General features: G+C 44.8%; 13 protein-coding genes. 10 read left to right on the top strand and 3 right to left on the bottom strand.

Annotated elements, in window-relative coordinates; translation table 11 throughout:
* Positions 1-133: 133 nt before the first annotated feature.
* Positions 134-1,621: a TlpA disulfide reductase family protein gene (locus H7F15_RS11995; protein WP_185197212.1), complete on the bottom strand. Its 1,488-nt coding sequence runs from the start codon at positions 1,619-1,621 to the stop codon at positions 134-136.
* A gap of 853 nt (positions 1,622-2,474) precedes the next feature.
* Positions 2,475-2,627: a hypothetical protein gene (locus H7F15_RS12000; RefSeq protein WP_185197213.1), complete on the bottom strand. Its 153-nt coding sequence runs from the start codon at positions 2,625-2,627 to the stop codon at positions 2,475-2,477.
* Positions 2,628-3,369: 742 nt separating this feature from the next.
* On the opposite strand from H7F15_RS12000, the gene H7F15_RS12005 reads away from it, so the two are divergent.
* From H7F15_RS12005 to H7F15_RS12050, 10 genes are all read left to right on the top strand, one after another.
* Positions 3,370-4,134: a LytTR family DNA-binding domain-containing protein gene (locus H7F15_RS12005; RefSeq protein ID WP_185197214.1), complete on the top strand. Its 765-nt coding sequence runs from the start codon at positions 3,370-3,372 to the stop codon at positions 4,132-4,134.
* Between the two features lie 266 nt (positions 4,135-4,400).
* Entirely contained in the window at positions 4,401-5,561 is a 1,161-nt protein-coding gene (locus H7F15_RS12010) for a sensor histidine kinase (RefSeq protein WP_185197215.1), read from the top strand.
* A gap of 378 nt (positions 5,562-5,939) precedes the next feature.
* On the top strand, positions 5,940-6,254 hold the full coding sequence (locus tag H7F15_RS12015) for a DUF3892 domain-containing protein (RefSeq protein ID WP_185197216.1): 315 nt from the start codon (positions 5,940-5,942) through the stop codon (positions 6,252-6,254).
* 916 nt (positions 6,255-7,170) lie between these two features.
* Positions 7,171-7,590 carry a hypothetical protein gene (locus H7F15_RS12020; protein WP_185197217.1) on the top strand — a complete coding sequence of 140 codons (420 nt, stop codon included), beginning with the start codon at positions 7,171-7,173 and terminating at the stop codon, positions 7,588-7,590.
* Between the two features lie 50 nt (positions 7,591-7,640).
* Positions 7,641-8,300: a hypothetical protein gene (locus H7F15_RS12025; RefSeq protein ID WP_185197218.1), complete on the top strand. Its 660-nt coding sequence runs from the start codon at positions 7,641-7,643 to the stop codon at positions 8,298-8,300.
* A gap of 13 nt (positions 8,301-8,313) precedes the next feature.
* Positions 8,314-9,108 (top strand): sensor histidine kinase, encoded by a 795-nt coding sequence (locus H7F15_RS12030; RefSeq protein WP_185197219.1) that lies wholly within the window; start codon positions 8,314-8,316, stop codon positions 9,106-9,108.
* Between the two features lie 13 nt (positions 9,109-9,121).
* Entirely contained in the window at positions 9,122-9,778 is a 657-nt protein-coding gene (locus tag H7F15_RS12035; RefSeq protein WP_185197220.1) for a response regulator transcription factor, read from the top strand.
* Positions 9,779-10,829: 1,051 nt separating this feature from the next.
* The gene (locus H7F15_RS12040) at positions 10,830-11,753 is read left to right on the top strand and encodes a hypothetical protein (protein ID WP_185197221.1); all 924 of its coding nucleotides are present in this window, start codon (positions 10,830-10,832) and stop codon (positions 11,751-11,753) included.
* Between the two features lie 74 nt (positions 11,754-11,827).
* Positions 11,828-12,106, top strand: a complete 279-nt coding sequence (locus H7F15_RS12045) for a hypothetical protein (RefSeq protein WP_185197222.1) — start codon at positions 11,828-11,830, stop codon at positions 12,104-12,106.
* Between the two features lie 203 nt (positions 12,107-12,309).
* Positions 12,310-13,086 (top strand): Cthe_2314 family HEPN domain-containing protein, encoded by a 777-nt coding sequence (locus H7F15_RS12050; protein WP_185197223.1) that lies wholly within the window; start codon positions 12,310-12,312, stop codon positions 13,084-13,086.
* A gap of 520 nt (positions 13,087-13,606) precedes the next feature.
* Here H7F15_RS12050 and H7F15_RS12055 read toward each other — a convergent pair.
* Entirely contained in the window at positions 13,607-13,825 is a 219-nt protein-coding gene (locus tag H7F15_RS12055; protein WP_185197224.1) for a hypothetical protein, read from the bottom strand.
* Positions 13,826-13,862: the final 37 nt, after the last annotated feature.

Raw genomic sequence — 13,862 nt, forward strand, 5'->3', positions numbered from 1 at the left:
TTATTGCTCGATACAGTTTACGTTTTGGGTTTTATGCACTATAGGTGATGTTATCAGATATTTGGATTCCTGATTCTGTGCATTACATTAAGACTTTATGTTTAGACTCTTTCCACATCCAGATTAAAGTAAATCATTCCTTAATATACCTATCGAGAAGCTTTACTAATTCAGGGCTATCCGGACCGGGGGCATTCTCATGTAATAAGGCACCAGATTTTCCGAAAATAAGGTAACGAGGCAATGTTCTTAAACTGATCTGCTTCGTAAGACCGGCATCTCTAGGATTTAGCAGTAAAAAGTTATCCTCAGAAGACACCAGGCCCACTTTTTCGGCTGCTTTTTCCCAAGCAGTAAATTTATCGTCGATAGATAGGTATATAAATACTATCGGTTCCCCCTTATACTGCTCCCGTAGCAGATGTGACGCAGGCATGACTGACAAACAGGGTTTGCACCAGCTTGCCCATAAGTCCACATAAATTACTCTTCCCTTGTTTTCATCAATTAACTTATTAAACTCAACTTTTCTCGTATTAAACAAATTTGTTAACGTGGAGGAGCCTGGTGGGCTATTCGGCTTATTATTAAAATTCTTGTCTAGATAGGCTATATAAGCTGTATCTCGCACATCTACCTTAAATTGTTTCAGGTAAGCATTAAAGATGGCTTTAGGTTCTTCATCCTGAATCATCTGAAGACAGTAGAAGAGCAGGAGATTCTTTACATTGTGATTTCCTATCTTCGCTTTAACTTTTTCATACCCTTCCTTGTAGTCAAGTGAAATACCTTGTGAATGCCTCACTTTTCTAATCCCCATCAGATCACTCCACAAATATTTGTATTTTAAAAACCTGTGAAAAAAATCATCAAAGATCAGACGATCATTATTTACTAATTCTGACAAAGGGAAACTGACTGACTCATCAGTTCTATAGGGTGCTAAGGTTGGGTCAAGCAATGCTTCCCATAGCTTATATACCTGTTGCTGAGTAGCAACTTGCCAAATGGAATGTGTTAATAAACCATTAGATTGTAAGGAATCAAGAAATCCCTGCTCCTGCTGATATTTCGCCTTGATGATTTCAAATCTTTCTGCAACTGTAGCTTTATCTGCGGAAAGTCTCATTATACCACTTTCTTTTAGGGGCTGATTGAATCGCTTTCTCAAAACAAGTGATAGATTAGTATCATAAGTTTTCGTCTCTCTGTTGATCAGTTGAACATAGGGTATATCATCTCGAAAAGAAAATACGGCGGTATCTCCTTTTTGAAAATAGTAGTTAAATGTCACGTAATTGTGGAACAGGTCAACTGACTGTAATTTCCTGTCAGTTATTACCACTATGGTATCCTCCTGCTCTTTATTCTGCAACTCAACATCAATCCTATCAATCACGTTTTCATAATAACGAACGTTATTCGCAGTATAAAAAGAACTTTTCTTATTACTGTTGGCTTGATCATTCCTGGAAAAAATAAGAACAATGTTATTGACTTCTCTTGGTATAATTCTTTCTACACCATAAGACTGTTCCGCTTCAGTAGTGGCTCGCTTAGTATCACATGAGGCTACAGCAAAAGGTATAGCAACTGACAGTAGAAACTTATCTATCTTCATATTTTTGAATGAGTAAGCAATCTTTTTTATAAATATGCGATTAGCACCAACGCTTCATTTCCTGAAATATCTCTCAACTGTGGCGGTGATTTCATTGCAGGTAACCTTTAAAGTTATCTGCCCTATTCTGCATCAGAAGTCCCGCCTCTTCCTCGCTATATGCATGTTCCACATATTAACAATGATATGGGAAGTCCCACCTGTTTACTTCCCGGAGATATCTCGGCACTTTTTGGATGAACTGCTTTCTTTGTGGATTTGAGCAGAGATCTTGCGCCACACCTTCCCAGAAGGGACATGGATATTGAACTTCTCTTTGTTAGCTTGTATAAGCTTAATCAACTTCTTGGACATCGGTAAATTGTTAAATCTTGTTTCATTCAAAATTTCATGTTTCCTTTCCTGCAGGTGACACGCTATTTCTTCAGGAAAGGCTTTTAGGCAGGATATTATCATGAAAAACTCCCTGATACGACACATGGAGCCAGGGATCAGCCAGCAGGGTGAATCCCAGGGTACTCCGGTCCAGACAGGCAGTATGGTCTCAGGCCCACATACCGCAGAGACTTCAATAGCAGCTGCAGGTGAATCCTGCTGGTGTACGTGCCAGCAAAAGGTCAAAAAACATACCGCTTCCCGGATGTGGGTATAACAGGAGACTACACTACAAAGAGTGAACCGCAGTGATCTCCCAGGAGACTCGAGCAAAATGCCTGCGCCTCCGCATCAGAATCAAAGTCATTCATCCCCACACGGACAACTACCGGGAACCTGTCAGGGAGTTGTTTCGGGGCAATCCTGCACCTTTCGCACTGGCATCAAGTGTCAAGACTGTATGATCCCACGTCCCCGCCTACTCCTCCGCTGTCACCCTCTTGATTTCCCCGCAATCAGTTAATAGGGCGATTTTGGCATCTTTGATGTTTTCAATTACAGCGAAGTCTCCATCGTGTTCCTTTAGAGCAATAAGGAGGGGCCTGGTAAATTTTCCCAGCAGTGTGTCCATGTCTTTATGAATGGCCTGGTGCACCACCCCCAGTCCTGCCAGCCCATCGCTGACTTACAAAAGAGTTTGAAAATCAGGATGGATATAAAGTTTTTCTTCGGGATGCCCGGTTCACGGGAATGTCATTTCTGCTTAGCAACTTCCCAACTATAAATAAAATAGACCGGTGTGTGCACCCCCGGTTAAGAGCAGGAAGAGCAAGAGAAATATTCATACAGATACGTTGGTTTTCATACGGATTGCTTTGGATGCCTGCTTGCTGGCCCACCTTCCAGTGGTTGTACCGGAAGCAATTCCTGAAGCAGGCGCCCATCAGCGGATAATTTCTGGAAGCATCCCTGCTTATTCCCATCAGCCAGTGTTTTCCCCATTCGATAACTATACCTTACCTGAATGAAACTATTAAATCTGAGATAGTATCAGAAATTTATTACACCAACACCCTGCCTGGGAGGACAAACAGGTGCGTCTGACCTGAAAAACCCTGTTGCAGGGGGGCCGCCTGATGCATTCCCTTGCCTGGGACCCTGCAATTATTTTTTATATTGTATATTTGTTTTACATGGTGACACAGGCAACGACCGCTATGCAGTATGATAAGAACCTGGCTCTGTATTGAAATACCTGTATTCACCCCACAGGAATAGCCAGTATTTGTAGCCTGCTCCTTTTTACATGGGAAAACTGGTAGATACCAACCTATTATTTCTTAATTGATCTACGAAAACAAACTCGTACTTACATGAACGAAACCCATCAGTATCGGTGTGTGGTGATAGACGACGAGAGCCACGCCGTTGAGTTACTTTCTGACTATATCGAATCCGTACCTCAACTCCAGCTTGCCGGAACATACCAGGACCCGGTAAGAGCCCTTATGGACTTCCATGGCGATATAATGTACGATTTCATTTTCCTGGACATTGACATGCCACGGATCTCCGGGATTGAACTGGCGAAAACCCTGCGGTCCCATGCTGCATTTTTGATATTCACTACGGCGCATTCTAAATATGCGCTGGAAGCATTTGATGTTCAGGCGGATCATTTTTTACTTAAGCCAATTTCCTTCAATAAATTCCTGGCAGCAGTTAAGTGCGTCTTCAAAAGGCAGTCCGGAAGCCATCCGGCAATCCCTCAGCAGACTGACGAGGGTTTTTTTATTAAGAGCGACAAGAAAAGTAGACTGATACGGGTACGTACAGGAGAGATCATCGCAGTAGAGGGGTTAAAAAACTATGTAATCATTCATACAGCCAGCCACAAACATATTACTTACCTGACGATGAAGGAAGTGGAAGAGGCTCTGTCTCCTTCGAACGGATTTATCCGTGTGCATAGATCCTTCATCATTGCAAAGAAGAGCGTCGAACAGATTGAAGGAAGCACTATCACACTTGTCAATAACCTGGAAGTACCCATCGGGGATACCTACCGGCAGCAGTTCCTCCAGTATGTTACCGGCAACGTATTAATTTCCGGCCGGTTAGGATCCGCCGGAAATTAATATGCCCGCATTACTTTTTAAACATCTACGCCCGGAAAGACGCCAGTTGTCAAGGTAATCGGTGTGGTAGCAGGTTCGGTACTGAAGATTCCTCCAGAGAAACTGGTTGGCCGAAAGGAAAAACTTGTTTTCAATTTCAGATTAAGACGGATATTCGTATGTTTTTTCATAGCTTTTATGAAAAATTTATGACCTACGCCTTTACAGCCTAAATTTATTCCACCACCGGACCGAGCCGTTATACATTAGCCATAAAACCAAAGATAATGCAATTGTACTCGATTATTAAGGGCTATAAAACCCATTTTCTTGTCTGGGTAAGCTTCATCGCCTACGAGGTATTGGTAGTTGGTCTTGTTACCGGCTCATTCGGTTCCTTGCTGGATTATTCCGTGCATTACATTCTCAACATCCTTCTATTTTACCTGTTTGCGACAGTCATTCTTCCCCGTACACTTCTGGGGACCGCCAAGCCGGTACTGGTACTCCCCTTCCTGGTCTTCCTGGTACTTGCGTGCTACGTCTTTGTTGTTTATGGGGCAGAACTGCTGCTGACCCGGTATCTGGGTGTCACCATGCTACGCCCTGTCGCGCTCGACTATAACTACATCCTGCGATCTACCTGGCGCGCCATTTATTTTATGGGATTTGCAACAGGCTACTACTTTCTCATCAAGTCTTTAAAAGAAAAACTACGTGCAGAACAGGCAGAAAGACAGCACCTGCTCCAGATAATTGAGAAGCAAACCCTTCAACATGAACTGATCAAGTCCCAGAATGCTTTTCTGAAGGCACAAATTAATCCCCATTTTCTGTTTAACACCCTTAGCTTTGTGTACAACAGTGTCCGGAAGACTTCCGCTCAGGCTGCCGAAACCATCCTGTCGCTTTCCGAAATGATGCGTTATTCACTCCAGCGCGAAGAAGAGCACATGGAAGCAGATCTTCTAAAAGAAATAGAACAGGTGGAGCACCTGATACGCATATACCAATTACGGAACGACCATAAGCTTCATATCGAACTGGTGTACAGCCCTAACCTGGCAGGGGTACGGTTCATCCCCCTTGTTCTCCTGACCCTTGTGGAAAATATATTCAAACATGGGAATCTCACGCAAAAGGGGCAAGGCGCTATCATCAATGTTCTACTTGATGAAGAGGGCCTCCAGATCAGGACATCCAACCTGCGGTGCTCCACCCGCCCATCGGGCCACAGGATTGGACTAGATAATATTCGCAGAAGACTCCGACATAGCTACCAGGACAATTTCCTTCTCGAAAGCCGCTCTGACAAGAAAGGCTATTTCCATACCTTCCTGCAGGTTCCTTCTGCCCTCGTCACTGCTGCAGCTGATCACGTGGGACCTGGTACCTGGGAGCGGCAGGCAACTGGGCCTGCTCTGCCGAGATCTCTTCATGCCAGCTGAGGACCAATACGTCAGAAGATCCCTCTTCACATGATAATCGGTACCAGTTCCCCTGTCATCTTCATGTCTATTTTATCATCGTGTTGCCTTAGCCCCCGGTTTGGCTAATTAAGGCCGATTCTGCAAATAAGGAGAACCTCCCGGGCCCCCTCAAAATTCACTACAGCCTGCCAGAGACTTATTGAAATTGTATTCGCTCTCTGCAGGTGCCCGGAACCCAAATGAATTGATCAGGCAAATACAAGACCACCCGGATGAGATTAAACCTGTGAAATGGGAGAAAAAACACAGGTACATCCCCTTCTGATTCCTGAATTAAGTCTCTAATCTTGTGCTCTTTTACCGTAAACCGGTCTATCATAACAAGCAAATCTAAATATGGCGAAATTCAGAATTTCAGGGGTTTGGAAAGACTCTAACGACGTTATCACCCATTATGCCTTCCACACGGAAGGGGACAGCAGCACGACACGGGCTGAGAAAGTATCCAAAGCACTGGCAATACAACTACTTGAAACACGGGGAAACTCCGCCACAACCTGGATGTGGAACTACAGCAGGGCTCAATGGGCTACAGGGGAGAATGTCACCGTCGTGAACGGAGCTTCGGGCAAGTACCTGAGGACAGACCCCGATAACCGGTTAACTGATAACCTGGCACACCTGATTGACTTTGACTGGATAGCACCATGAAGTAACTTAAGGTAGCAGGAAGGATATGCTTTATAAATTCCCTTCCGGCCTGGTTCTCTGTTGCTGCACGATGTAGCTGCAGGGCAAAACAAGTGCAGTCAGCTTATTCAACACGAACTGAAAAGAGGCTGACATAGACAGTGGATCCAGAACAGCTGCAGGCTGCCGAGAGTTGAATGCACCCTGACGGGCCCGGAAGCCACTGAGCAGGCCGGGCAATCAGCTACTGCAACGGCAGGATGTTACTGCCAATTACTATTACGGCTTAAACACTGAATCATCTGGCCAGGTAAGGTAAATTGCCGTTGCAGGACATGGTATCCTCCGACCTGAGGTAAACCCTGACAATTTGTTCTACAAAAGCCTGATACACTTCAGGCTTTTGTAGAATATAAACAAATCCCAGGGCAGGGCTCCGGCCTCCCCACCCCTCTTTGGCCATCTTCATATGCAAGCACCTTACGGGTCCAGCTCCTGATCTCTACCTGGCAGGTTTGCCTGCGCTGACCGGGAAGGGATTCGGGGAAAAAAGTATGCCGCATGCCGGACCTGCCGAATGAAATCAGCCTCAAGTACTCATGCCCGGATGGACGTCGTAAACCGACCTTCATTCCAGGGGCGTTTACACTAACAAAACCAGGATAAAACCAATTACACTGGTGGTGTGATTAGTCCCACTTCGGTGCCGTTATTTTCATCCTGTCACCCGTATCAAATCCCTTTATTCAAAGCCCGTTTTACACATGTTTCAGGTAAATATTCACGCCCATAGCATGCATCACAAAACACAAACAACACATTACCAAGACATTACAACACTCCCCTTTTTACTACCTGTTTGAAAGGCGGTTGAGTCTAAAGAATAGGCTGCCCTACTTAGGCATACAGATAAAATGTCTCACTTAAATAAAAATGTATGCCAACCTTAATCACAAGAAAGACAGATGGCCTGCAGGAGCAAACACAACCCTGCAATTTCAGCGATGTGAACCAGAATGAATTCGTAGAACTGGACGTTACCCACGAGGAGCTTCGCCAACGGTGTGCCCGCTACAAGGCTTATCTTGCCGCCTTACAGCCCCCCCAGGACAATACGATGATCCGCGCTGCCAATTTCACCACTGATTCGGTCCTGCAAATGATACAACAGAGTCCGGGAAGTGCCTTCATTCGGGTTTACTACGGGATTGAAGAAAACGGGGAACACCGTCTCTTTATGGCCCCGGTAAACGATGCGAATAGCCTTACCACGGAGACTGACCTCACCTACGTGGATGATTGCTGCCGTTGTCCGCCACTTTTGAACTGCCCTGCAGACGATCTGATGGAACCTTAAAACAGGGAAGGCTTGGTATCTACCGGGCCTTCTTCCTATCTTTCAGAACTATGTGGGAATTATATGTTCATTTCAGTTTATTGGCGCTGAACCTGGCAGTTTGGCTGGTCCTGTATAAAAAGCTGGACTCCCCATTCCGGCTGTTGGGCTGGACGCTGCTTTTAACGGCACTTTTTGAAGCTTACGCGGCTTACCTGCTCCTCAACAAGACACGAAATCTGCATCTCTATCACCTGCTCACCCCCTTACAGTATGTGCTCTACTCCCTTGTATTTTACAAGGTATTGGAAGGCACCATCTACAGGCGTGCTGTAATCCTGACCATCCCGGCGTACCTGCTCGTCTCAGGTATTATTACGTTCTTTTTCCAGGGCTTGTCAGAATATAATTCCTATGCGCTGTCATTGAAGAATGTTTTACTGACCCTTTGGGTATTACTTTATTACCGGGAGATTTTCACCAGCTTAAAAGTAGTCGAGTTAACAAAAGATGCTATGTTCTGGACCAGTACAGGCCTCCTGTTCTATTCACTGGGGAGCTTTTTTGTCGACGGCCTGATGCACTACATGCTGGGTAAATCTTTTGAAATGGCCAATGCCTTTTTTTATATCAGTATCTTTCTCGGATATTTGCTGCACGGTACTTTTCTTATCGCTTTCCTCCTCGAATGGAAAAAGACCCCCTATGCTTTAGAACGAGCGAAACTGTAAGCTTATCTTCCCTATGCCGGACGTTGTGTTGATTGTTGCCGTTGGTACCGCCCTGTTACTCCTGTTAGGCATGTTCATTACTTTTATGACCCTGACCTACCAGAAAAAGCGACTCCTGCACCAGCAGGAGGTAACGGAACTGGTAGACTCCTACCAGAAAGAAATGCTGAAGGCTCAACTTGAGATGCAGGAACAAACATTCCTCTCCATTTCACAGGAAATTCATGACAATGTAGGCCAGGTCCTCTCATTGGCCCGGCTTAATATCAGCACCCTGGAGAACACGATAACACAGGCTGGTGCTTCGAAACTTGCCACCAGCAAGGAGCTGATTGACCAGGCCATCCAGGATTTAAGAGATCTGTCGAAGAGGCTGAACAGTAAATATGTTACACAACAGCCCCTATCGGCCCTCCTGAAATTTCAGCTTGAATTGATCGGCAAAACCGGGGTTATCGACACCAGCTTTGACCTGATCGGGCAGGAACTCCCCGTTGCCCCGGATAAAAAGCTGATTCTCTTCCGTATAGCACAGGAGGCGATCAACAACATCCTCAGGCACGCACAGGCTGATGCCATTGCCGTACGCGTCAGTTTCCGGGCAGACGGGATGACCCTCAATATTTCAGATAATGGCAGGGGCTTTGACCAGGCTGACCCGGCACCGGCACTCCTGCACATGGCAGGTGGTACCGGCATCACCAACATGCATTCCCGCGCGGCCATGATAGGTGCAAAGTTCAGCATAGAAAGCACCCCGGGGGCAGGCACGCTTGTTCATCTTGAGCTTCCGATCCGATTCATTTAAATACTTTTTAATTATGCATACCACACAAACGGCGGTTACCAGGGTAGCACTTGTTGACGACCACAAGCTTTTCCGGAAAGGGCTCCTGGAGTTGATCAATGGTTTCAGTGGATACACCGTGATACTTGAAGCAGAAAACGGCAGGGACTTTATACGGAAGCTGTTCCCGGAAAAGGTTCCCGCTATCGTACTCCTGGATATTAGCATGCCGGTCATGGATGGCTTTGAAACGGCAAAGTGGCTGCAGGAACACCACCCGGACATCAAGATCCTGGCCTTATCTATGAGCAACGATGAGGAAACCGTACTCCGTATGCTGAAATGCGGGGTAGACGGGTATATCCTGAAGAATGCGGACCCCTCCGAACTCAGGATGGCCTTAGAGGCCCTTGAGGTGGATGGCAGTTATTACTCCAGCAGTGTGAGCGAGATTCTGAAACGGGGACTTGTTAGTGGCACCCAGCTCCAGACAGAACTTACGGAAAGGGAAATAGAATTTCTGAAACTTGCCTGTACGGAATTACCCTATAAATCCTTCTCCCCGTTCCTGAAAGTTTCTCCGCGCGTAGTGGAATCCATCAGGGAGACATTGTTCAAGAAGCTGGATGTCGCTTCCAGGGTAGGTCTTGTAATCTATGCTATCCGCAACGGCATCTATAAAGTTGAATAGTTTCCGACCCGTGAACTAAAGAGCTACGGGTATCCCGGTCTTTTCACTTTTGCCCCGCCTCCACTGAACCGGGAGCAAAAGTGATAGGTTTTCATATCCTGGAAAAGACTGTCTGAGTATTTGCTGCATTGACGGTTTCCAGCTCCCGGGAACTGACCGCTTGGCTTTTGGCCACGCAGTCCACTGCATACCCCGGGAAGCATTGCATTACCGCATTGGTACCGTGCCCCTTCTTACGATCATACGTCCTGCAGGCACAAATACCCCACCCCCGGCCGGCTGATTCTGCTCATAGCGCCAGGTGCTTTAACGTCTGCAATTAAGGCAAAACAGGCGGTTTTGGCAGCAAGGTAGGCATGGGAAAAATCACAGGGAAAATTAACCTCCATCCTATGACCGGTACATTAGGCATGGTACAAAGCATAGCTACCTAAATCCTGTAATCGCATGCGCATACAAAATGACCGGAGCAGCATCTTCCCAAAGCCCTTCCGGCAATACAGCCTTTTACGTGAAAATAAACGGGTGTAAAGATGGACCCGCCTTTCTCTCTTTTTACCCGGAAGGCCTTTAGACATTATACAGGGCTTCTCTTTAGCCACCGCCTGATACCCGGCACTCCATGTGAATTTTACCTGTGAATAAACACGGAAGAGGCTGCTTCTCATTACGATTTATGTCGAAGCAGGCAGTTAAACTGAAGACCTCTGCTTAATTGAGAAAAAGTAAAGCTGACAGAAGAGGGGCTTAACAAAAAAAGTAGCTATTGCAGAATGCTTGGATTCCGGTTGACAATAAGAGCAGTCCTTGGGAAAAGTTTTTTCGTCTGACTGTCCTTATGCTTTCCTTCGGCGGAAGCAGCCATCTGTTTCCCGGAATCACCTGCCATCGTTACTAAGCTCCGTGCTAAAGACCATCATACCTTGACGAACCGGAAGCCTGGTATCAGTTTCCTGCTTTAGCACTACACAAACAAATCTTATATTTGATACAAGGTGAGGTAGTACAAATATATTACACCTGATCAACCGTTTATTTAATCACTTTACTTATGCGTTCTACAGAAGCTACCCCGGACCCCGTACCTGTTTTTATCGAAAAGATTGAGAAAGGATCAGGTTATATCCTATTAGATTTTCCGAATGAAAAGCATCACGGAAGTTTTCTTGAGAAAGTAAGGGCTAATGTAGGGGAAGAACACCCTATTCTAAACGATAAGCGGAGCATGATCGAGTTAACAGGCGTTCATTTTGGAAAGATGCGTGTCCCTCGCGAGGGATGTTATTATTACCTGCCCGATAATATCTTAAGCCTTATCGATCAGGGTGAGCCTTATCAAGGTATAGACGACGCTGGTGGCCACTCCAATATTATTGCTTTCAGATTAGATCTCTCAGGCAGCAATCTGCCATTCAGCTTTGGCAGAGCATTATCCAAAAAGGCTGTTTTTGGGAAAGAATATGAAGAAAGGGAAGCGGAACCGGGAATGATACCAATTGATGAGTTTGATGCTATCAAAAGCTGGGCAGAGGGTACAACGTTGGTAGCTATGAATGTTGGGCAGGGCAACTGGAACGAAGTGCACTTTAAGGATGGGAATGTTATCCTTTACGACATTGGTGCGTCTGTACGCTTCACGGCAAAGTGCATAGACAGTGTCATCAGGCGAAGTAAAATTATCAGGGTGTTAAACGAAGGCGAAGCTGCCATCAAGTGCACACTAATAATCAGCCACTGGGATATAGACCACTACCAGGCTATTTTTCAGGTTGATGATGCCTGGATCAGGCTCCTTCATAAAGTTATCTATATGGCTCACCCTCCAACCCGAACCAGCGAAAGGGCACTTGAAAAGATTGTAGCAAACACGCACTTCAGGCAGAGGATCGAGGTCGCACCCTGCTCGAGAGAGCCAGGAAGAGGTAAAAGCAGTGTACTGCATACCCTTTATAAAATAATGGCATATACCTATTAAGAGGCACAAAATCATCTAATAGAAACAAATCAGGGCTCTCGTTGGGAGTCTGGACTAAGAGTGCTGCAGCTATATTGCCTGCAGATCATCATTATGATCAGGTGCATCAGTACATTTTACCTGAGCTTGGAAAAAACAGACGTGTATATTTTGTGGTGCCTCACCATGGCGGGCATGCCGGCGACTACAAATTGATAAAAAAGATTGACCTGCCCGGGGAGGCCATTCTGTCAGTTGGGCCCAATAAATGGAATCATCCTTATAAGTTTATCCGGCAGACCCTAAAGGATGTTTTCGATAAAGATATATTTGAGACAGCAAGTGACCATGATTATGAAAAGGTCCTTGAGTAAGATTATAACCTGGCGTCACTTTGGTTTGATAGAGCCCTCTTGCTATTATACTTGAATGAAAGACGGGTTCTATGTCAGACATTATGCTTATCTCTTTCCGTATCAGAACTTAACCCGTATTTAGCTACTGTAACAGGCTCTGTAATGAAGTCGGGGCCTCAACTATTATTTTGATGTATTTCAAAGCTGTTTAATTATACACCATGCGTGCAGAGAGCGGGAAATTGATAGAATATCATGAGCATAAATTTGTTATAAAGATTCTCAAAACATATGTTGAAGGAATTGAAAAAGGGATAACCCCCATAAGCTCTGTCACACGGGAACCTTACGCTTATGTGAGCCGAATCAATACCCAACTAATCAGAATTCAGCATACACTCAAGAGCCTACGGTTGGCCCGGGTGTTTATAGCTGAAAGGCACCCCTTTAATTATAATGAGAAAAAAGAAAAATCTACCATACAAACAGGAGAATACCTCAGGTATCATATAGAAAACTATTTTCTTAGGGTAACAACTTACAAGGACCAGATTCTACAATTATTTAACCTGGTGCACGCCCTGGAAATAAAAAGTGGATTAGGCTTTGAGAAAAAACTTCGCAAAAAAGCTTTGGAGCACAACATCCACGCCTTCGATCTGATAGTAAGTTCCGTGGAAACGCTCATCGCCAAAGTAAAGCCCATCCGAAACAAAATCGCCCACGAAGGATACCATAGTGACCCAGATCTGGTTTTATCGGAAGTTGGTTTTCAGTTTACTGATGATAAAAATGCTAATGAATCAGGCCTTGACAGAGACATATTGATTGATATTCTCAAGAGGACCATCATAGATAATGTCAGGGAAATGATGCATAATGAAAAAGAGATTGGCGCAAATTTCTTCTGGATATTAGATGTACTGTATGGAACTCTGGTTGAAATGATAGAATCGGCTTCAGTCCAGGGAAGCTTGGGTAGTTCAATACCTTCTTAACTTACGTACATTATAGCACTTACTGTTTGATAGGTAAACTTGTTAAGGTTAGTCTTTTCCGCAGGATCAGGGTTCGTAAGCAGGAAGGCAGACGATCTGTAAAATGGTTGCCCTGAACTAATGGCAATTGCTTCAGGTCGTTCAGTCCCTGATTTCAGTCTGACCTAAAGCCATATCATAATCCTGTCCGATAGGGTTGGTAGAGCATACACTTGTGAACAAGGTTTATTACACATTTATTGTATATGGGATGTGCTTAACTTCTAATTACATTCACCTATGAGCCGATGTCTGCACATCGTACCCACCGAAACTGCATTGAATGGTAGTAATCAGAAAATCAACATGATCTGTTGAGTATGACAGGAGTTAAAATAATTCATCTGTTTTTCCGAATCAATTATATAGTTACGGACTGTAAACCAGTACCCGCGGAAAACTTTATGAACAATTGAATATAGTATCTGACTATGCCTCCAGAGTTGTAAATTATTGATTTGTTTTAAACATAAAGCATACGTTATCTTAAATCTTCCTCAAAGTATTCCACCCCATCAATAAAGAACCGCAACAGTTGCCCCCTCACCTTCATTTTAAAAAGCGTACAAGCAATTGTATAGGCGCTTCTTTCAGAAACGGCCTCTATACGTAGCTCTTCATGCTCGAAAGGATAAAATTCGCCAGTCAGGGGATCAGGGCCTGGCTCCCTTACAATATTGATTTTATATTCTCTGATCATAGCAAATTGTTAAGGCTACTAATTTAGATATTTTATA

Source organism: Pontibacter sp. Tf4, from assembly GCF_014212495.1.
In the GTDB taxonomy this organism is placed as follows: Bacteria; Bacteroidota; Bacteroidia; order Cytophagales; family Hymenobacteraceae; genus Pontibacter.

Excerpts from the sequence above, each read along its gene's own strand:
- H7F15_RS12035 (WP_185197220.1), top strand. The coding sequence starts at position 9,122 with ATGCATACCACACAAACGGCGGTTACCAGGGTAGCACTTGTTGACGAC.
- H7F15_RS12020 (WP_185197217.1), top strand. The coding sequence starts at position 7,171 with ATGCCAACCTTAATCACAAGAAAGACAGATGGCCTGCAGGAGCAAACA.
- H7F15_RS12015 (WP_185197216.1), top strand. The coding sequence starts at position 5,940 with ATGGCGAAATTCAGAATTTCAGGGGTTTGGAAAGACTCTAACGACGTT.
- H7F15_RS12010 (WP_185197215.1), top strand. The coding sequence starts at position 4,401 with ATGCAATTGTACTCGATTATTAAGGGCTATAAAACCCATTTTCTTGTC.
- H7F15_RS12055 (WP_185197224.1), bottom strand. The coding sequence starts at position 13,825 with ATGATCAGAGAATATAAAATCAATATTGTAAGGGAGCCAGGCCCTGAT.
- H7F15_RS12050 (WP_185197223.1), top strand. The coding sequence starts at position 12,310 with ATGCGTGCAGAGAGCGGGAAATTGATAGAATATCATGAGCATAAATTT.
- H7F15_RS12025 (WP_185197218.1), top strand. The coding sequence starts at position 7,641 with ATGTGGGAATTATATGTTCATTTCAGTTTATTGGCGCTGAACCTGGCA.
- H7F15_RS12040 (WP_185197221.1), top strand. The coding sequence starts at position 10,830 with ATGCGTTCTACAGAAGCTACCCCGGACCCCGTACCTGTTTTTATCGAA.
- H7F15_RS12000 (WP_185197213.1), bottom strand. The coding sequence starts at position 2,627 with ATGGACACACTGCTGGGAAAATTTACCAGGCCCCTCCTTATTGCTCTA.
- H7F15_RS11995 (WP_185197212.1), bottom strand. The coding sequence starts at position 1,621 with ATGAAGATAGATAAGTTTCTACTGTCAGTTGCTATACCTTTTGCTGTA.
- H7F15_RS12030 (WP_185197219.1), top strand. The coding sequence starts at position 8,314 with ATGCCGGACGTTGTGTTGATTGTTGCCGTTGGTACCGCCCTGTTACTC.
- H7F15_RS12005 (WP_185197214.1), top strand. The coding sequence starts at position 3,370 with ATGAACGAAACCCATCAGTATCGGTGTGTGGTGATAGACGACGAGAGC.